This is a genomic window from Gammaproteobacteria bacterium, from assembly GCA_028819075.1.
GTDB lineage: Bacteria > Gemmatimonadota > Gemmatimonadetes > Longimicrobiales > Gaopeijiaceae > BD2-11.
Map to the genome: position 1 here is coordinate 83,551 of JAPPMM010000065.1, position 18,261 is coordinate 101,811.

The 18,261-nt window shown below is 68.2% G+C and carries 18 protein-coding genes; all 18 read right to left on the reverse strand.

Going from position 1 to position 18,261, the window contains the following annotated elements; genetic code table 11:
- Window positions 1-37 precede the first annotated feature (37 nt).
- The 18 genes from OXU32_17175 to OXU32_17260 all read right to left on the reverse strand — a co-directional run bounded on the left by OXU32_17175 (window position 38) and on the right by OXU32_17260 (window position 18,238).
- On the reverse strand, window positions 38-280 hold the full coding sequence (locus OXU32_17175; protein ID MDE0075685.1) for an acyl carrier protein: 243 nt from the start codon (window positions 278-280) through the stop codon (window positions 38-40).
- A 54-nt stretch (window positions 281-334) separates the two neighbouring features.
- A complete protein-coding gene (gene fabG / locus OXU32_17180; GenBank protein ID MDE0075686.1) occupies window positions 335-1,075 on the reverse strand; it encodes a 3-oxoacyl-[acyl-carrier-protein] reductase in 741 nt (246 codons plus the stop codon).
- The gene (gene fabD / locus OXU32_17185; GenBank protein MDE0075687.1) at window positions 1,072-2,022 is read right to left on the reverse strand and encodes an ACP S-malonyltransferase; all 951 of its coding nucleotides are present in this window, start codon (window positions 2,020-2,022) and stop codon (window positions 1,072-1,074) included. Before fabD ends, fabG begins: the two co-directional genes overlap by 4 nt.
- Window positions 2,023-2,048: 26 nt before the next feature.
- Window positions 2,049-3,035: a ketoacyl-ACP synthase III gene (locus tag OXU32_17190; protein ID MDE0075688.1), complete on the reverse strand. Its 987-nt coding sequence runs from the start codon at window positions 3,033-3,035 to the stop codon at window positions 2,049-2,051.
- Complete coding sequence (gene plsX, locus OXU32_17195; protein MDE0075689.1) at window positions 3,032-4,021, reverse strand: phosphate acyltransferase PlsX; 990 nt, start codon at window positions 4,019-4,021, stop codon at window positions 3,032-3,034. Before plsX ends, OXU32_17190 begins: the two co-directional genes overlap by 4 nt.
- A 25-nt stretch (window positions 4,022-4,046) precedes the next feature.
- On the reverse strand, window positions 4,047-4,229 hold the full coding sequence (rpmF, locus tag OXU32_17200; protein ID MDE0075690.1) for a 50S ribosomal protein L32: 183 nt from the start codon (window positions 4,227-4,229) through the stop codon (window positions 4,047-4,049).
- A gap of 12 nt (window positions 4,230-4,241) precedes the next feature.
- The gene (locus tag OXU32_17205; GenBank protein MDE0075691.1) at window positions 4,242-4,739 is read right to left on the reverse strand and encodes a DUF177 domain-containing protein; all 498 of its coding nucleotides are present in this window, start codon (window positions 4,737-4,739) and stop codon (window positions 4,242-4,244) included.
- Window positions 4,740-4,847: 108 nt separating this feature from the next.
- Complete coding sequence (gene ndk / locus OXU32_17210; protein MDE0075692.1) at window positions 4,848-5,273, reverse strand: nucleoside-diphosphate kinase; 426 nt, start codon at window positions 5,271-5,273, stop codon at window positions 4,848-4,850.
- Entirely contained in the window at window positions 5,270-6,154 is an 885-nt protein-coding gene (sucD, locus tag OXU32_17215; protein ID MDE0075693.1) for a succinate--CoA ligase subunit alpha, read from the reverse strand. The genes ndk and sucD overlap by 4 nt, the downstream gene beginning before the upstream one ends.
- 60 nt (window positions 6,155-6,214) lie before the next feature.
- Window positions 6,215-7,348: an ADP-forming succinate--CoA ligase subunit beta gene (gene sucC, locus OXU32_17220; GenBank protein MDE0075694.1), complete on the reverse strand. Its 1,134-nt coding sequence runs from the start codon at window positions 7,346-7,348 to the stop codon at window positions 6,215-6,217.
- A gap of 133 nt (window positions 7,349-7,481) precedes the next feature.
- Window positions 7,482-10,259, reverse strand: coding sequence for a UPF0182 family protein (locus OXU32_17225; protein MDE0075695.1), 2,778 nt, complete (start codon window positions 10,257-10,259; stop codon window positions 7,482-7,484).
- A complete protein-coding gene (locus tag OXU32_17230) occupies window positions 10,252-11,622 on the reverse strand; it encodes a phosphomannomutase/phosphoglucomutase (GenBank protein ID MDE0075696.1) in 1,371 nt (456 codons plus the stop codon). Before OXU32_17230 ends, OXU32_17225 begins: the two co-directional genes overlap by 8 nt.
- A gap of 100 nt (window positions 11,623-11,722) precedes the next feature.
- Window positions 11,723-13,237, reverse strand: coding sequence for an NADH-quinone oxidoreductase subunit N (locus tag OXU32_17235; GenBank protein ID MDE0075697.1), 1,515 nt, complete (start codon window positions 13,235-13,237; stop codon window positions 11,723-11,725).
- Complete coding sequence (locus tag OXU32_17240) at window positions 13,234-14,766, reverse strand: NADH-quinone oxidoreductase subunit M (protein MDE0075698.1); 1,533 nt, start codon at window positions 14,764-14,766, stop codon at window positions 13,234-13,236. Before OXU32_17240 ends, OXU32_17235 begins: the two co-directional genes overlap by 4 nt.
- 10 nt (window positions 14,767-14,776) lie before the next feature.
- Window positions 14,777-16,912: an NADH-quinone oxidoreductase subunit L gene (gene nuoL, locus OXU32_17245; protein ID MDE0075699.1), complete on the reverse strand. Its 2,136-nt coding sequence runs from the start codon at window positions 16,910-16,912 to the stop codon at window positions 14,777-14,779.
- 4 nt (window positions 16,913-16,916) lie between these two features.
- Window positions 16,917-17,210, reverse strand: a complete 294-nt coding sequence (nuoK, locus tag OXU32_17250) for an NADH-quinone oxidoreductase subunit NuoK (protein ID MDE0075700.1) — start codon at window positions 17,208-17,210, stop codon at window positions 16,917-16,919.
- A gap of 10 nt (window positions 17,211-17,220) precedes the next feature.
- Window positions 17,221-17,745, reverse strand: a complete 525-nt coding sequence (locus OXU32_17255) for an NADH-quinone oxidoreductase subunit J (GenBank protein ID MDE0075701.1) — start codon at window positions 17,743-17,745, stop codon at window positions 17,221-17,223.
- 4 nt (window positions 17,746-17,749) lie between these two features.
- The gene (locus OXU32_17260) at window positions 17,750-18,238 is read right to left on the reverse strand and encodes an NADH-quinone oxidoreductase subunit I (GenBank protein ID MDE0075702.1); all 489 of its coding nucleotides are present in this window, start codon (window positions 18,236-18,238) and stop codon (window positions 17,750-17,752) included.
- Window positions 18,239-18,261 lie beyond the last annotated feature (23 nt).

Consider the following 18,261-nt stretch of genomic DNA (forward strand, 5'->3'; position numbering starts at 1 on the left):
TGCTCGCGCCGTGCGGCGCCTCTCCCGCGCAGAGGGGTCAGGATGCGGTGGCCTTGCGAATGTAGCCGATCGCGTCGCCCACGGTGCGCATCTGCTCGGCATCGGAGTCGGGAATGTCGATTCCGAACTCCTCTTCAAAGGCCATCACCAGCTCCACGGTGTCGAGCGAATCGGCTCCGAGATCCTCCATGAACGAAGCCTCGGCCGTGACCTGGTCCTCCTCGACGCCGAGTTCCGTGACGATGATGTCCTTTACCCGGCCTTCGATGCTGTCCGCCATCTGCCTGTTCCTCCTTGTGTTGCGGTTTTCCGCCGCTGGTGAGTGATCATCGGGCTACATCGCCATGCCGCCGTCCACGGCCAGGACCTGACCGGTAACGTATCCGGCTTCCGGTCCGGCGAGAAACCGCGCAACGTCGGCGACGTCGGAGGGCTCTCCCAGCCGGCCCATCGGGATGCGCGACCCGAGCTCCCCGGTGGTGCGTTCGTCCAGCCCGGCGGTCATGTCCGTCGCAATGTAGCCGGGAGCGATCGCGTTGCAGCGCACTCCTCGCCTGGCAAACTCCCGGGCGACGCTCTTGGTGAGCCCCACGAGCCCCGCCTTGGAGGCGCCATAGTTGGTCTGACCGGCATTGCCCATCAGGCCGATCACGGAGCTGATGTTGACGATGGAGCCGGATCGGCGCTTCATCATGCCCCTGCACGCGGCGCGCGTCATGTTGAAGGCGCCCGTGAGGTTGACCCTGATCACCGCATTCCAGTCGTCGTCCTTCATGCGCACGAGAAGACTGTCCCGGGTGATCCCCGCGTTGTTGATCAGAATCGTCACGATGCCCTGCGCCCTGGTCACCGCAGCGACCGTGGCGCGGCACTGCCCGGGATCTCCGACATCGCAGAAATAGCCGGCGTGACCGTCGCCCTCGAGTCGAGCGGCGGCGGCGACGGCCCCTTCCTCGTCGATGTCCACGATGGCTACCCGGGCCCCGTCCTGCGCCAGAACCTGCGATATCGCAAACCCTATGCCCCGTGATCCGCCGGTCACCAGGGCGATCTGTCCGGCCAGCGCGCCGCTCATGGGGTGCTCCCGGCCGCGACGGGATCGGGGAACAGCTTTCGGACGCCGTTTGAGGTGCCCACGGAGACGGCCTTGATGCCCCTGGCGTTGCGCCGGCTCAATCCGCACAGCACCGACCCGGGGCCGATTTCGACGAATCGCTCCACACCGCTTTCGACCATGGACCTGACCGATTGGGACCACAATACCGGAGAAGTGAGCTGCCGGACCAGCAGCCGACGCGCGAGGCCGGGATCCTGGACGGCCCCGGCGGTCACGTTCGAAAAGACCGGAAACTCGGGCGGTCCGAAAGATAGGCTGCGAAAACACTTCCGCAAACCCTTCTCCGCCACGGCCATCAGAGGCGAATGAAAGGCGCCGGACACGGCCAGCCGCACGGCCCGCCTGGCACCGGCTTCCCTGGCGCGCGCCAGGACCCGGTCGATCGCGTCCGCGTCGCCGCTGACCACGATCTGCGTGGGGGCGTTGAAGTTGGCCGGAACACATACCAGCCCCTTCCCGGAGACGGCCCGGCACACTTCGCGCACTTCGGGTTCTCCCAGGCCCAGGATGGCCGCCATGGACCCCGGGCGGGCGCGCCCCGCTTCACGCATGAGCTCGCCCCGGCGCCGGACCGCGTACACGGCATCGTCGAATCGGAGCGTGCCCGCGGCCGCGTGGGCGGAGATTTCGCCCAGGGAGTGCCCGGCGGCGCAGGCGATGGGTCCCAGTCGCGGCTTGAGCACCGCGAGCGCGGCGAGGGAATGGACCAGGATCGCGGGCTGTGCGTTGTGCGTCTGCACCAACTGGTCCTCCGGTCCTTCCCAGGCGAGGCGTGAAAGGGAGAACCCGAGGATGTCGTCCGCGCGCTCGAAGGCCCGCGCAGCCTCCGGATAGGCGGCTGCCAGGTCGCGTCCCATCCCGGGAAACTGCGATCCCTGTCCGGGGAAGAGGAGAGCCAGAGACACCTGACGACGATCGACGGTGGAGGCCGCTACACGCGGAGGGCCGTGGCGCCCCACGTGAGGCCCGCGCCGAAGGCAACCAGCAGGACGTTGGATCCGGGTCCGATGCGGCCCTGCTCCAGCGCTTCGTCGAGCGCGACCGGGACCGTCGCCGAGCTGATGTTCCCGTAGCGGTGGACGTTGACGTACACCTTCGCCATGGGAACGCGCGCGTAGCGGGCGGTCGCCTCGATGATGCGGATGTTGGCCTGGTGGGGGATGAGGAGGTCGACTTCGTCCGCCGTCCAGCCGGCCTGCCTGATCGCGAGACGGGAGGACCTGGACATGGCCCGCACCGCGTTCTTGAACACCTCCCGGCCTTCCATGAGCAGCAGGTGGGACCGGTCCGCGAGCACGGAATCGTCAAAGGGCCGGAGGGCGCCTCCGCCCGGCCTCTGAAGCAGGTCCGCGAGCTTTCCGTCGGACCGGATGTCGTTGGCGAGGATCCCCCGGTCGCCGGTCGCGCGGCGGATCACGCTGGCGCCCGCCCCGTCCCCGAACAGCACCGCGGTGGACCGGTCTTCCCAGTCCATGATCGACGTCATCTTCTCGGTGGACACCACCAGGACCACCTCGCCCATGCCGCTCGCGATGTAGCCCTCGGCCAGGGCCAGGATGTAGAGGTATCCGGTGCAGGCCGCGGAGATGTCCATCGCCGCCGCCTTGTTCGCGCCCAGCCGGGCCTGGATGTCGCACGCGGTGGAGGGCAGCAGCCTGTCCGGCGTCGCGGTGGAAACCAGCAGCAGGTCCACGTCCCCGGCGCCCACCCCGGCCCGCTCGAGAGCCTGCTCCGCCGCGGCGACGCCCATGTCGCACACGGAGGTGCACGAGCTCGCGACGCGGCGCTCTTGGATGCCGGTGCGCTCCACGATCCACTGCTCGGTCGTGTCCACCATGCGCGTCCAGTCCTCGTTGGTGAGGACGCGATCCGGGAGGAACCGTCCGGTGCTGGCGACTTCGCTGATGGGTCGGGTCATGGAATGCGGGCCGCGGTTTCGGCCAGGTAGCGGGCGATATGCCCGATCATGGAAGTCCTTACGGCCTTGGCCGCCACGCCGATGGCCTTGCCGATGGCCTTGGGCGGCGATCTGCCGTGGCAGATGACGGACACGCCGTTCACTCCCAGGAGCGGAGCGCCCCCGTATTCGGCGTAGTCGAGGATCTCGATGGTGGAGCGGTCCAGCGGCGTGCGAATGCGCTCCTGCTCGCGGTCCATCACCCGGATCACGAAGCCTGCCACAGACTCGTAGAACTTGAGCAGCACGTTGCCGGCGAATCCGTCGGTAACCAGTACGTCGCAACGGCCGTGGATGATGTCGCGGCCTTCGACATTGCCGACGAAGTTGAGCCCGCTCTGGCTGAGCAGGCGGTACGCCTCCACCGTGCGTTCGTTCCCCTTCTCGGGCTCGGAACCGATGTTCAGCAGCCCGATGCGGGGCTCGGGTCTCCCCATCAGGTCCTGTGCGTAGACGTGGCCGAGAAACGCAAACTGCAGGAGGTGCGGGGGCCGGCAGTCCACGTTGGCTCCGGCGTCCAGCATCAGCATGTGGGCCCGGCTGGTGGTGGGCATGAGGGTCCCGACGGCGGGCCGGTCCACTCCCGGCAGCCGCTTGAGCAGGAACACCGATGCCGCCATTACCGCTCCCGTGGGTCCGGCGCTCACGAAGGCGTCCACCTGGCCTCTGCGATGCAGCCCGACTCCGGTAACGAGGGACGAGCCGGGCTTGCGCCGCACGACGGCCGCGGGGGACTCGTTGGGGGAGACCCGCTCCGCGGCATGGACGATCTCCAGCCGGCCGCCCTCGGAGGCGCCATGCCGGTCCAGTTGCGCCGCGATCCTCGCGCGGTCTCCCACCAGGACGATGGTCACATCGCCGGCTTCGTGCGAAAGGGCGTGCAGCGCGCCGGCGATTTCGGTCGCGGGGGCGCCGTCGCTGCCCATGGCGTCGAGCGCGATTCTCATCGTGGACCGGTCGCCGCCGGCGTCGTCAGTCCAGCTCGACTTCGATGACCGGACGATTCCGGTAGTAGCCGCAGGTGGGACACACACGGTGCGGGACCTGCGGATCGTCGCAACGCGGGCAGTTCCACACCGCGACGGGTTGGGCTCGCTGGTGCGTGCGGCGCTTGCGCTGCCGCTGCTTGGATATACGACGCTTCGGTACGGCCATGGCTTCTTCGTTCTAGTGATTCGTGAGAGCCCGCAGCTTCTCCCATCGGGCATCGACATCCGCCGACGAGCAATCGCACCGGGCCGTGTTTCGGTTTGAGCCGCACGCCGGACACAGGCCGCGACAGTCGGGCCGGCATTCCGCGTACAGGGGTGCCGCCAGCGCGAACTCCTCCCGCAGCGGACCGGCGATGTCGAGTTCGGCCAGGTGTGCGGGGAAGGTGTGCACCTCCCCGTCATCCTGGCATTCGCATTCGTCGTCGGGGATGAAAACGAACCGGATCGGCAGCGCAAACGCCTTCGCGACGGGTTCCAGACAGCGCCGGCACACCTGCGCCAGGGTGGTCGACATCCTTCCCTGGACCATCACCTGGCCCGCGGCCATGGACCTCGCCGTCAGAGTCACGCTGACGGGTTCGGACAGCTCCGGACCCCGTCCCCCGAGGACGAAATCGGCGGCCGGGCACGCCGCTCGCAACTGGAGCGTACCCGTGCGTTCGAGCGCGTTCAAGTTCAAGTGCAGCATAGCATAAAAAGCTAGCGTAGCGCACGGTCCCGCGTCAACGCGCCCCGATGCCCGGCAGCCCCTGCACTACCTTTCGCCGGCACTCGCGCGGTTTCAGCCACGGAGGGCAAGCCGCTCGTGGCGAGAAAAGAAGAAGTCGATTTCGAGCGCGGCGTTGGCGTCCGAATCGGAGCCGTGGACGGCGTTGCGCTCCTTCGACTCCGCGTAGCGCGCGCGGACGGTTCCGGGAGCGGCTTCGGCGGGGTCCGTGGCTCCGATGGTCTCGCGAAACCGGGCCACGGCGTCTTCGGCTTCGAGCACCAGGGGCACGATGGGTCCGGAGGTCATGAAGGCCACCAGGGAGTCGAAGAAGGGCCGCTCCCGATGCACCGCGTAGAAGGCCGCGGCCTGAGTCCGGGAGAGCTGCGTCATGCGCAGGCAGCGAATGCGGAAACCCGCCCCTTCCAGATGAGCGAGGATGGCCCCCGTCTTTCCCGAAGCGACCGCGTCGGGCTTGATGATCGCGAGTGTCAGGCTCATCGCAGGGCTTCCCGGGTGAGGTGTACGATGTCGATGGGCCGCCGCGCGACGCCGATCCCGTTCTCGCGGAAGGCCCTGATCTTCTCTTCCGCGGTTCCGGAGGAGCCACTGATGATGGCCCCCGCGTGTCCCATGCGGCGGCCCGGAGGGGCCGTCTGACCCGCAATGAAGCCCACGACCGGCAAGTCGAGGCTGTGGCCGGCGTATTCGGCGGCCTCCTGCTCGTCCGTGCCCCCGATCTCGCCGATCATCACGACCGCCCTCGTCTCCCCGTCTTCGGCGAAGGCCTTCAGGCAGTCGATGAAGGTGGTGCCGATGATGGGGTCTCCCCCGATGCCGACGCAGGTGGTCTGACCGATGCCCGCTCCGGTGAGCTGCCCGACCGCCTCGTAGGTGAGCGTGCCCGAGCGCGACACGACGCCCACCGGACCGGTTGTCACGATGTCGCCGGAGATGATGCCCACGGTGGCCTTGCCCGGCGAGATCACCCCGGGGCAGTTGGGTCCCAGCAGGCGGACGCCGTGGTCGGCGACGAAGGCGTAGGCGCGCGTCATGTCGAGCACCGGGACGCCCTCGGTGATGCAGACGATGAACTCGACGCCCGATTCCGCGGCCTCCATGATGGCGCTCGCGGCGAAGGGCGGCGGCACATAGATCGCGGAGGCGTTCGCCCCCGACGCCGCAACCGCCTCGTTCATCGTGTCGAAGACGGGCACGCGCGCGCCTCCGGGGCCTTCGACTACGCGGCCGCCCTTGCCCGGCGTCACTCCCGCGACCACGCGGGTGCCGTATTCGATCATCCTGGCGGTGTGGAAGGATCCGTCGCGGCCGGTGATGCCCTGGACCACCACGCGCGTGGATTCGTCAACGAAGATCGACATGGGGCGGGACCGCGTGCTGTGGGAAGGAGTCGGGCGACGGCCGCTGCGGAATGAAGGGTGTCACGCGGCGGCCCTCGCCACCGCCGCCCGCACGACGTCGTCCATCGAAGTGAAGGCGGAGAAGCCCTCGGCCGCGAGGATTTCCCTGGCCTCGGCTTCGTTGGTGCCCGTAAGGCGAATGAGGATGGGTGCGCGGATTTCGGCGCGCTTCGTGGCCTCGACGATCCCGCGCGCCACGTCGTCGCAACGCGTGATGCCGCCGAAGATGTTGAACAGGATCACCTGCACGTTCGGATCGGCCGTGATGATCTCGAGCGCGGCCACGACCTTGTCGGGGCTGGACGATCCGCCGATGTCGAGGAAGTTGGCCGGATCGCCTCCGTAGTACTTGACCAGGTCCATGGTGGCCATCGCCAGCCCGGCTCCGTTGACGCAGCACCCCACGTTGCCGTCGAGCTTGACGAAGCTGAGGCCGGCTGCGCGCGCGTGCGTTTCCGCAGCGGGCTCGGCGTCCAGATCGCGCAGCGACTCGAGTGCCGACCGGCGGAAGAGTTCATTTGCGTCGATGGTGACCTTGGCGTCGATGGCCTTCACCTCTCCCGCCTCCGTCGCGATGAGCGGATTCACTTCGCAGAGGGATGCGCCGTTCTTCATGAAGACCTGGTAAAGCTGCGAAAGCACCGTCGCGCACTGGCGCGCCAGAGACGGTGCATCGAAGAGCGCGCTCCCCAGCCGGTACGCCTGATGCGGCAGAAGTCCGAAGCGCGGGTCGACTCGCAGCCTGGTGATGGCGGCGGGATTGGTGGCCGCGACTTCCTCGATGTCCACGCCCCCTTCCCGCGACACCATGAAGAGCGGCGCCTGCACGGCGCGGTCGACCAGGATGCCCACGTAGCGCTCGCTGGCGATGTTCTCGACAGGGACCAGCAGGACCTTGTGCACTGTGAGCCCCCGGATCGTCATCCCCAGAATGGCGCGCGCGTGGGCCTCGGCTTCCTCCGGGGTGCCGGCCAGCTTGACGCCCCCCGCCTTGCCCCGGCCGCCGGAATGCACCTGGGCCTTGACTACCGCCGCGCCGCCCATGTCGGCGGCGATCGCCCCGGCCTCCCCGGGCGTGGTGGCGACACGGCCCCGCGGTACCGGCATGCCCGCGTCACGGAAGAGTTCCCTTGCCTGGAACTCGTGCAGGTTCATTCGGTCTGCTCCGCGAGGAAGAAGGAAGTCGGCGCGGCGCTGTGGCCGTGGAGGACGCTGCGGGAGAGTCGCCGGAAGAGGCGACCGGCCAAGTTACCCGGTCATCCGCTCACGATCAAGAATCCGGCGCGGCTCATGAACCGGCCTGGTCCTCGAAGCGCTCCAGCAGGTCGCGCAACTCGCGCAGACGCGCGCCGAAACCGGCGAAATCGCCGGCCCGGAGCGCTTCCTCCGCGCGGTCGAGCAGATCCAGGGCGTCGCCCGGCCAGGCCGACGTGTCGGTGGCCAGTTCCCGCAGTTCCACCAGGTCCCGGGTGTCGACCACTTCCTCGGGCGCGTCGGGCGCGGCCATGGCTGCGAGCGCCGCCACGGTGGCGTCCAGGGTCGGCTGCATCGCCACCCGGCGGCCATCGCTGACGACGAACTGGCGGAGCTCGGGAATCGCGTCCGACTCGGCTGCCAGGAAGATCGGTTCCATGTACATGAGCGTGCCGTCCACGGGCACGATGTGCAGGTGACCGGTCCAGACGTCGCTTCCCCCCTGCCGCCAGAGCGAGAGCTGCTGGGAGATGAAGGGATCCTGTTCCACGAGCGCCTCCACCAGGCGGGGGCCGGGGACCTGATCCTCGACCGGAATGTCGTAGAGCAGGAGCTCGCCGTAGTTGTCCCCGTCGCTGCGCGCGACCAGCAGGGCGGTCAGGTTCTGTCGGCCGGCCGGTACGAAGGCGGTGCTCAGCAGGTACTCGGGCTCCCGCACGCCGGGCAGCCGGTAGATGGCGTACTCGGGCCTGTAGGGGACCGGATTGGTGCCCTGGGCGAGCTCCGTGGCGGGCGCCCACACGTCTTCCTGGCCGTGGAAGGAAGGGGCGGTTTCCAGATGATACTGAAACAGCACCCGGCCCTGCAGGCTGAGAAGCGCGCGCGGATAGCGAATGTGTTCGCGGAGCCCGGGAGGCATCTCGTCCATGGGTTGAAAGAGGCCGGGAAGGACGCGCCGGTAGGCTTCAAGCAACGGATCGCTCTCGTCAGCCACATAGAAGGCGACACGCCCGGTCACCCCGTCCACGGTGACCTTCACGCTGTTGCGCACATAGGTCACCGCAGAACGCGCTTCCAGGTCGTAGGCGCTCGCCAGCGGGAAATGGCGGGTGGCGGTGAAGGCGTCGAGCATCCAGACCACGCGGCCCTCGTGCACCACCGGATAGGGCGATTCGGCAAAGCGCAGGAAGGGGGCGATATCGCGCGCCCGCGCCGTCACCTGGCGCCGAAAGACGAAACGGCTGCGGGGCGAGACCTCGGAGGCGAACAGCAGGTTGGTATCGCGGAAGCGGAACGCGAGCAGAACCTTGCGCAGCCAGGAATCCAGCAGGATGCCTTCCGGATAGTCCACTCCGGCCTGGCCGGGCCGGCCCTCGGGGTCGAGAAAGGCTTCGGTGGTCGGATTGATGATCGCGTAGGCCTGTGGGCGAATGCCGAAGAACACGGAAGGCCGTACCAGGCGCAGCCTCTCGGGCGCCGCCGTGCCTTCCGCGAACTCGGGCGGGATCGCGGACAGGATCGTCGACGGCCGCCCCTCCGGGGTGTGCTCCCCCGCCGCGCTGGCAACCGCGCCCATTCCCGCGATGTAGCGCTCGCGGATGTGGAGGTTCTGCCAGTTGCGGTCCTCGATGCCGCCGGGCTCGATCTCGCGCACCGCCAGCGCGACCGGCACCAGGCCGTCCGGGCCCCGGTAGCGATCGATGGCGACATCGCTGAACTCGTAGTAGCGGAAGCGGGCCTCCAGCTGCCGATACGTGGTCAGGAGCGCGCCCGGAGTCCAGACCGGCAGCCCGCCGAATTGGCTGGCGACGGCCATCGCGCGCGGTTCTTCGGTCGTCCCGCGGTAGTCGAAGCGCTCACGCCGCAACTCGTCGAGCCCGAACCCGATGCGCGTGAACTCCAGGTTGTGCTCGATAAAGGGGGTTTCGCTCTCGAGCTCGTTGGGCTCGACGCGAAAGCGCTGCACGGTCGCCGGGTAGAGCTGAGCCAGCACGAGCGTGCCCACGACCGTCGCGCCGAGCCCGATTGCGGTCGGGACGACCTTGCGCCGCGAGCCTCCCCATGCCACCAGGGCCGCCGAACCCAGTGCGACCACGGCGAGCGCCGTCAACGCGGGCAGGCGGGCGACGGCGTCGGTGAAGCCGAACAGCCCCTGCACGCCGGAGTTGCCGTCGAGCAGGAGGATGTAGCGGGCGACCTGGAAGCGTACGGCCAGCAGGACCAGAAACGTCGTGACCAGGAGGGTGAGGTGGCGGCGCGCCAGATCTTCCAGCCCGAGTCCCTTGCGCGTCAGGCGGAGGGCGCCGGTGGCCGCGTAGATTGCGATGGAGAGGCTGAAGAGGAAGAAGATCAGCAGGAGCGCGAAGGCGAGAATCCCGCTCATCACCGGCAGGGCGAATATGTAGAAGGACACATCGTGCCCGAGGACCGGGTCGCTCAGCCCCCACGCGGGGGCCCGCAGCAGGAGCAGCAGAGCCAGTCCCGCTTCGGGGGGAACCACGGCGCTGAACCAGAGCGCCGCCAGCACCGAGATCACGAGCGTGCCGCGCGAGATCCAGACGCCGGGGATTCTCTCCGATATCTCCAGGTTGGCGAAACGCCTGCGGATCCTGAGCGCGCGCACCGCGACCGCGAACAGGCGCACGTTCGCGTAGACCATCGCGCCGACGGCCAGCATGACCAGGATGCGCACCCCCCAGCGCGCCAGCGTGCGGGTCCAGAAGACGTCGAGATACCCGTTGGCCCCGAACCAGAGAACTTCGACGTAGAGGTCGATGGCTTCGCGCACGACCAGAAGCACCGCGGCCCCGGCCACGATCGAGGCGACCAGAACGCGGCCGCCGCGCCACGGGCGAGGGCGCGCCTCAGACACCGACGCCTCGGGCCCGGAGCCAGTCCTCGACCTCGCGCTGGATCTCCCCGAGGCGGATATCGGTGTCGGCTTCGTAGCGCGCCGCGAGGACGGGCTGGGTATTGGATGCTCTCAACAGGCCCCAGCCTCCGTCGAAGAGGATGCGTGCACCGTCCACCGCGATCACCTCGTGGCTCCGGGAGAAATGTTCGCGGGCGGCTTCGGCGATGTCGTGCTTGATGTGCTCGGCCACCTCGATACGGTACTCCGGGGTCGATGCGTAGCGAGGCAGATCCGCCACCAGCGCCGAGAGCGAGCGTCCGGACGCGGCGAGCAGGCGCAGAAGCCGGCACGCGGCGTAGACGGCGTCGTCCACCCCGATGTACTCGTCGGCGAAGCAGATGTGCCCGGAGAGTTCACCACCGATGACCGCTCCGGTGGCATGCATCTTCTCCTTGATGAGGGAGTGTCCGGTCGCCCACATGACGGGGACGCCCCCCGCCGACTCGAAAACGCGCGGCAGCACCTGGGAGCACTTCACGTCGAAGACCAGCTTCTCGCCCGGACCCCGGCGTTCGAGCACCTCCAGGCCGAAGAGGAGAAGCAGGATGTCGCCCCGGACCACCGCGCCGGTCTCGTCCACGACCCCGATGCGGTCGGCGTCGCCGTCGAAGCCGACGCCCAGGGCCGCGCCGGTCCGGCGAACCCTCGCCGCCAGGTCCACGATGTTCTCGTCGACCGTGGGATCGGGGTGATGGTTCGGGAAGGTCCCGTCGAGCTCGCAGTAGAGGGGGATCACCTCGGCTCCGATCGCCTCCAGCACAGGCACCGCGGTGAGCGCCCCGGAAGCGTTGGCGCAGTCCACGACCACCTTCAGCGGCACGGTTTCCTCGAACCGGCCCGCGATGTCCGCGACGTACCGGTCGAGAACGTCGACGCGTTCCAGGGTGCCCGGTCCACGACGCGCCACTCCTTCATCGATCCGCCGCCGCAGCTCCTGAATCCCTTCGCCGTACAGCGGGCGGCCACCCACGGTCATCTTGATTCCGTTCCATTCGGGGGGGTTGTGGCTGCCGGTGATCTGAGCGCCCCCTGCCGCCGCCAGCTCGCGCTCGGCCCAGTAGGTCACCGGGGTCGGTACCGTGCCGAGGCTGACGACGTGTCCGCCCGCCGAGCGGATGCCCTCCGAGAGCGCGTCGGCCAGGCCGTCCGAGCTGGGACGGTTGTCGCTCCCGACCACGATGCGGGGACGGGCATCGCCGCCCCGTGCGCTCACCGCAGTGACCAGGGCGCTCCCGGTGGCGCGGGCCACCTCGCTGTCGATGGTTTCGCCAACGATGCCCCGGATGTCGTATTGCCGGAAGATCTCGGGAGAAAAGCTCAAAACCGGTACAGCCCGGAAGTGGTTGCGTGCCGTGTGATGTCTCGCGGATGCCTGGCGATCCGCTGTCGCGCACTAGTGCGGATGCGCTGAACTCATCCCGCTAGGGAGCGGCGCCCAGGAGCAGTGCTCCTGCCGTCAGCAGTCCTTCCGCACCCGCGCGGGCGAATCCCACGCCCCCGCCCGGGAAGACGCCCAGACCGATTACGACCGCCACCGCCGCGCCCATCGCGAAGCGCATGGTCAGGGGCACGGTCACGGGGTCCGGCTCGTCGGATTCCGCCGCTTCCCGCATCCACATGTACCATGCGATCCGCAGGTAGTAATAGTACGACACCACGGTCGTGAGGACGAAAATCACGGAAAGGGTCCAGAGTCCGGCCTCGGCCGCTCCCTGCAGAATGAAGATCTTGCCCATGAACCCGCCCGTGCCGGGGAAGCCGGCAAGGGAGAGGAGAAAGATGGTCAGGCAGACGGCCAGAGCGGGATGCCTGGCCCCGAGCCCCGCGTACCGGTGGAGACCGAGCCGCTCCTCGCCGTGCCCTGAAACGCACAGGATCACTGCGAACGCGCCGATGTTCATCGCGGTGTAGACCAGCAGGTAGAACAGCAGTCCCGCGGTGGCGTTCTGATTCAGGGCCACGATGGCCACCAGCAGGTAGCCGGCGTGAGCGATGCTGGAATAGGCCAGCAGCCGCTTGACGTTGGTCTGGGCCAGGGCGATGACGTTGGCGATCACCATGGTGAGCGCCGCGAGCCACCACCCGATCGCGTACCAGCTCTCGGGGATGCCCCCGAATCCGACCAGGAAGACGCGGGCGAAGGCGACGAACGCCGCTGCCTTCACGCTCGCCGACATGAAGGCCGTCACCGGCGAAGGGGCGCCCTCGTAGACGTCGGGCGTCCACATGTGGAACGGGATCGCCGAGACCTTGAAGGCGAAGCCGATGGCCAGCAGCGCGATGCCGACGTGGAGCAGCCCCGCCACCGCCGCACCCGAGCCGATGGCCAGAGCGATGAGCCCCAGGTTGGTGCTGCCCGTGGCTCCGTATACCAGCGCGATTCCGTAGAGAAGAAAGCCGGTGGAGAAGGCGCCCAGCAGGAAGTACTTGAGCCCCGATTCCGCCGACTTCGGATCGCGCCGATTGAAGCCCGACAGCACGTAGGCGCTGATCGACATCACCTCCAGGGCCAGGAAGATCACGATCAGGTCGCGCGTGCCGCCCATGAGCATCATGCCCACCGTGGCGAAGAGCACCAGAGCGTGGAACTCCCCCTCCTGCAAGCGCTGGCGGCGCACGTAGGCGGGCGAGATGGCCAGCGCGAGCATGGCCGCGAGCAGGAAGATCCAGTTGGCGAAGAGGTGGAAGCGGTCGACGGCGATCATCGTGCTTCCCTGCCCCGGTGTCAGCCCGTACAGCCACCCGTTGGCGACGGCCGCCGCGAGCACGCCCACCATCGCCAGAACCGCCAGATTCCCCGAGCCGGCGCGCGGCGCCGAGGTCGCGCCGCCCTTCCAGACGCCGGCCAGCAGCACCCCGGTCCCCCAGACCGAGAGCACGATCTCGGGAAGCAGCGCCAGCAGGTAGTGCGCGGGGGTGGAGAAGTCGAGCGTCATGAGTCGGCCGGCTCCTCGGCGGGCGGGGTCGTGTGGACGCGCTCCAGGATGGCTTCCACGCTCGGCTCCATGCGCTCGAGAATCGGCGTGGGCGCGACTCCGATCACGATCATGAGCGCGACCATGGGCGAGAGGATGAAGATCTCCCGGCGGGAGAGGTCGGGCATCGACCGGTTCTCCTCGCGGTCCAGCTCGTTGAAGAGCACCCGCTGCACCATGGGCAGCATGTAGTAGGCGGCGAAGATGACGCCGCTGGTGGCGATGACGGCGGTGACGGGGTGTGTCTCGAAGGTGCCCAGAAGCGCCAGGAACTCGCCGACGAAGCCGCTTGTGCCGGGGAGGCCGATCGAAGCCAGGGCCGTGATCACGAGGGCCAGGGCGAGCATGGGCGCGACGCGTGCGAGGCCGCCGAACTCCCCGGTCAGCCGGGTGTGGCGGCGCTCGTACAGCATGCCCAGGATGAGGAAGAGCGCCCCGGTGGAGATGCCGTGCGAGATCATCACCACGAGCCCTCCCTGAATTCCGTTCAGCGTCAGGGCGAAAATGCCGATCACCACGAAGCCCATGTGCGCCACCGAGGTGTAGGCCACCAGCTTCTTGGCGTCCGGCTGCACTGCCGCCACCCAGGCGGCGTACACGATGCCCGCCGTGCCGAGCACCAGCATCACGGTCACCACCGAGGGGTGCTGGGAGGCGGCGGGGAAGAACGGCAGCAGGAAGCGCAGGAACCCGTAGGTGCCCATCTTGAGCAGGATCGCGGCCAGCACCACCGAGCCCGGCGTGGGAGCCTCCACGTGCGCGTCCGGCAGCCAGGTGTGGAAGGGGAACAGCGGCACCTTGATGGAGAACGCGAGCGCGAAGGCGGCGAACAGCCAGAGCTGCTCGCGCATCGAGAGCGACACGCCGAGGATGTCCAGATAGGCGAACGATCCGTCTCCGGCGCCCGCGGTCGCGGCGTAGAGGTAGAGGATCCCGACCAGCATCAGCAGCGACCCCACCGCCGTGTACAGGAAGAACTTCACCGCGGCGTAGATGCGGCGCTTGCCCCCCCAGACCCCGACGATGAAGTACATCGGCACCAGGGTGAGCTCGAAGAAGACGTAGAACAGCATCAGATCGAGCGCCGTGAAGACGCCGATGATACCGGTCTGCAGCAGAAGCATCAGGGCGTAGAAGGACTTCCGGCGGCGGGTGATGTAGCGGAACGAGCCGAGAATGGTGATCGGGGCCGTGAAGCAGGACAGCAGCACCATGAACAGCGAGATGCCGTCGATGCCGAGCGCGTAGTGCACGCCCCACGCTTCGATCCAGGGCACGCTCGACGCCATCTGAAAGCCCGGATCCCCGACCGTGAAGGACCACCAGAGGCCGAGGCTCACCACGAAGAGCGCGAGCGTCCAGCCGAAGGCGATGTGCCCGGATCGCTCATCGTCCTCGAGCAGCACGTGCAGCATCGCAGCCATCGGACCCCACACCAGCACGTGCAGGATCCAGGAGTCGAACGCGACCGCTTGCAGCAGGCTCGTCATGACCGGCTCCCTAGAAGACCACGAAGCCCAGGATCGCGAGGACCCCGAGCGTGAGGACGAGGGCGTAGGTGTTGACCTGCCCGGTCTGGAACAGGCTCACGAAGGCGCCTCCGGCGCGCGTCACCAGCCCGAGCCCGTTGACCGCGCCGTCGATCAGGACGGCGTCGATGACGCGCCAGGCGAAGCGCGAGGCCGCGAGGACCGGCTGGACCACGAAGCGGTCGTAGAACTCGTCGACGTACCACTTGTTGAAGAGCAGGCTCCCCAATCCCGTGGGTGCGGCGGCCCGGGCGGCGGGCACCACCTTCCAGCGGGCCGCGGCGCGCGCGGTGAACAGGACCAGCGCCAGCGCGGCCAGCGTGGACAGTCCCGCCCATAGCACCTCGCCGCCGCCGAAGGGGGCGGCGTGGGCGGGCTCTCCCAGATGCTCGTAGCGGATTTCCGTCGCGCTGGCTGTAATCGGCTCAAGCCAGTGGTGCAGCCATTCCGAGGTGGGCAGCGCCCCGGCCAAGCCGAGCACCGACGCGGCTACCTCCTCCGGGACGTTTACCCACCCGCCCACGACGGAGAGGATCGCCAGCAGGATGAGCGGGATGGTCATGACCCGGGGCGCCTCGTGCAGGTGCCGCGCCTCCTCGCGCCCCGTGCGGTTGGCGCCGTGGAAGGTCATCACCATGAGGCGGGTCATGTAGATGGCGGTGAGCAGCGCCGTCGCCAGCGCGAGCACCCAGAGCACCGTGAAGAGCGCCGGGTAGCTGCTCGAGGCGGCCAGGCCGGCGTACCAGATGATCTCGTCCTTGGAGAAGAACCCGGCCAGCGGCCAGACGCCCGCGATGGCCAGGGTCGCGATCCACATGGTGATCCAGGTGACCGGCATCGATGCGCGCAGCCCGCCCATGTTGCGCATGTCCTGGGGGTCGGCGTGGCTGTGGGTGCGGTGCAGCGCGTGATGCATGGCGTGGATCACCGCCCCCGACCCCAGGAAGAGGAGCGCCTTGAAGAAGGCGTGGGTCATGAGGTGGAAGATGCCGACGTAGTACGCCCCCACCCCGACGGCCAGGAACATGTAGCCGAGCTGGGAAATGGTGGAGTAGGCGAGCACCTTCTTGATGTCGTACTGCGCGAGCGCGATGGTCGCGGCGAGGAGCGCGGTGAGCACGCCCACCGCGGCCACGACGGCGCTGCTCACGGGAGCCAGGGCGAAGAGGACCGACGTCCGCGCCACCATGTAGACGCCCGCCGTCACCATGGTCGCGGCATGGATCAGCGCGGAGACCGGCGTGGGACCGGCCATCGCGTCCGGCAGCCAGACGTACAGCGGGATCTGGGCGCTCTTGCCCGCCGCTCCCAGGAACAGGAACAGCGTGATCGCGGTGACGGTGACGCCTCCGTACTCGAGCAGCGCCGGGGCTTCGCCGAAGACTTCCGGGAACGCGAGGGTGCCGAAGCTGGTGAACACCAGGAACATCGCCACCAGGAACCCGAAGTCGCCGATGCGGTTGACGATGAAGGCCTTCTTGCCGGCGTCGGCCTTCTCGCGGTCCTGGAACCAGAAGCCGATCAGCAGGTAGCTGCACAGCCCCACGCCCTCCCAGCCCACGAACATGACCGGGAAGCTCGCCCCCAGCACGAGCACCAGCATGAAGAAGACGAAGAGGTTGAGGTAGGAGAAGTAGCGCGCGTAGCCGGGGTCGTCGTGCATGTAGCCGACGCTGAACACGTGGATCAGGAAGCCGACGCCGGTCACGACCAGCATCATGATCATGCTGAGCTGGTCCAGTTGGAGCGCCGCGTCGACTTCCAGCGTCCCGGTGACCATCCAGCTCCAGTAGCTGACCACCACGGGATCGTGCGGATCCGCGTGGAACATCCCCGCGAAGTTGAGCAGCACGAGCACGAACGAGAGCCCGACCACCCCCGGCCCCACCAGCGTGACCCAGCGCTTGTGCCCGTCGTCCGGATGCTCGGGTCCGTCGCCGCCCGCGCGCACCGCCGCCGCAGCGCGCGCGCCCACCCGCATCGCGAGGATGCCGTTGACCACGAAGCCCAGCAGGGGCAGCAGGACGATGAGCCCGGGCAGAACCGGCTCGTATGCGGCCGGCTGGGCGCCTTCCTGGAGGAGTCCGGAGAGCGGCGCGAGCGTCATCCAGCTACCACTTGAGCAGGTTGAAGTTGTCCACGTTGACGGTCCGGTAGTGCCGGAATATGGAGATGATGATCGCGAGTCCGACCGCGGCTTCCGCGGCCGCCACCGTCATGACGAAGAAGACGAAGACCTGTCCCTCCACGCCCACGTACCGGGAAAAGGCCACCAGAGCCAGGTTCACCGCGTTCAGCTGGAGCTCGATGCAGAGGAACATGATGATGGCGTTCCGGCGCACGAGCACCCCGAAGGTGCCGATCACGAACAGCAGGGCGCTGGTGGTCAGGGCTTCGGTCAGCACGCGGCGCTCCTCACACCCGCTTCTTCGCCAGCGCGACGGCGCCGACCACCGCGACCAGCAGCAGGATTCCGGTGATCTCGAATGGAACCACGTATTCCTGGAAGAGCGGCCGTGCGATCAGCGACACCGCACCCCGCTCGGCCAGCTCCAGGTCCATCGCCGCCGCGCCCGGGAAGCTCTCGTAAAGGGGGCTCGTCTCCGCGCCGCCGAACCGGGTGGCGAGGATACCGCAGATCGCCCCCGAGACGACGAAGGCGCACACGGCATAGAGCCCGCGCACCAGGTCGTCCCGGTAGTCGTGCCCCAGGTTCAGGAGCATGATCACGAACAGGAAAAGCACCATGATGGCGCCGGCGTAGACCATGACCTGAATGGCGGCCAGGAAGTGCGCTTCCAGGAGCACGTAGATCCCGGCCACGCTCGCCAGCGACACCACCATGAACATGAGGCTGGCCACCGGATTCCGGCTCGCCACCACCCCGATGCCTCCGCCCACCACGGTCACGGCGAAGACGTAGAAGAGGATCAGCTCCATCCCCTCACTCCGATGCGGGGTCGGAGGGGTCCCAGAGCGCGGTGACCGGGTGCTCCTGCTCCATCAGCCGGTCGAGGTCGTAGACGAAGCGCTCGCGCGTGTACTCGGCGTTCTCGAAGTGCTGGCCCACGTGGATCGCCTCCACCGGGCACACCTCCTGGCACATGCCGCAGAAGATGCAGCGGAACTCGTCGATCTCGTAGACGATGGGGTAGCGGTTGCCCTGATCGTCCTCGCCGCCCACCAGGCGGATGCAGTTGGCCGGGCAGACCGTGGGGCAGAGACCGCAGGCGACGCACTTGGGACGCCCGTCGGCGTGCACCTCCATGCGGTGGGTGCCGCGCCAGCGGGGATGGAGTTCCGTGGGTTCCTCGGGATAGCTGCGCGTCACCTTGCGCGGGTTGACCATGTGCCGGAAGGTCAGCGACATCCCCTTGAGGGCGGCTCTCAGGTACGAACTCCGGGCCGCTTCGGGCCGGCGTATCACTTTCACCGATATGGCCATTGCGACTCCCG

Bases quoted from the DNA above. Each gene is read 5' to 3' on its own strand.
- nuoL (MDE0075699.1), bottom strand. From the start codon at position 16,912: ATGACGCTCGCGCCGCTCTCCGGACTCCTCCAGGAAGGCGCCCAGCCG.
- OXU32_17235 (MDE0075697.1), bottom strand. From the start codon at position 13,237: ATGACGCTCGACTTCTCCACCCCCGCGCACTACCTGCTGGCGCTGCTT.
- OXU32_17190 (MDE0075688.1), bottom strand. From the start codon at position 3,035: ATGACCCGACCCATCAGCGAAGTCGCCAGCACCGGACGGTTCCTCCCG.
- plsX (MDE0075689.1), bottom strand. From the start codon at position 4,021: ATGAGAATCGCGCTCGACGCCATGGGCAGCGACGGCGCCCCCGCGACC.
- fabG (MDE0075686.1), bottom strand. From the start codon at position 1,075: ATGAGCGGCGCGCTGGCCGGACAGATCGCCCTGGTGACCGGCGGATCA.
- sucD (MDE0075693.1), bottom strand. From the start codon at position 6,154: ATGTCGATCTTCGTTGACGAATCCACGCGCGTGGTGGTCCAGGGCATC.
- OXU32_17240 (MDE0075698.1), bottom strand. From the start codon at position 14,766: ATGACGAGCCTGCTGCAAGCGGTCGCGTTCGACTCCTGGATCCTGCAC.
- sucC (MDE0075694.1), bottom strand. From the start codon at position 7,348: ATGAACCTGCACGAGTTCCAGGCAAGGGAACTCTTCCGTGACGCGGGC.
- OXU32_17175 (MDE0075685.1), bottom strand. From the start codon at position 280: ATGGCGGACAGCATCGAAGGCCGGGTAAAGGACATCATCGTCACGGAA.
- ndk (MDE0075692.1), bottom strand. From the start codon at position 5,273: ATGAGCCTGACACTCGCGATCATCAAGCCCGACGCGGTCGCTTCGGGA.
- rpmF (MDE0075690.1), bottom strand. From the start codon at position 4,229: ATGGCCGTACCGAAGCGTCGTATATCCAAGCAGCGGCAGCGCAAGCGC.
- OXU32_17255 (MDE0075701.1), bottom strand. From the start codon at position 17,745: ATGGAGCTGATCCTCTTCTACGTCTTCGCCGTGACCGTGGTGGGCGGA.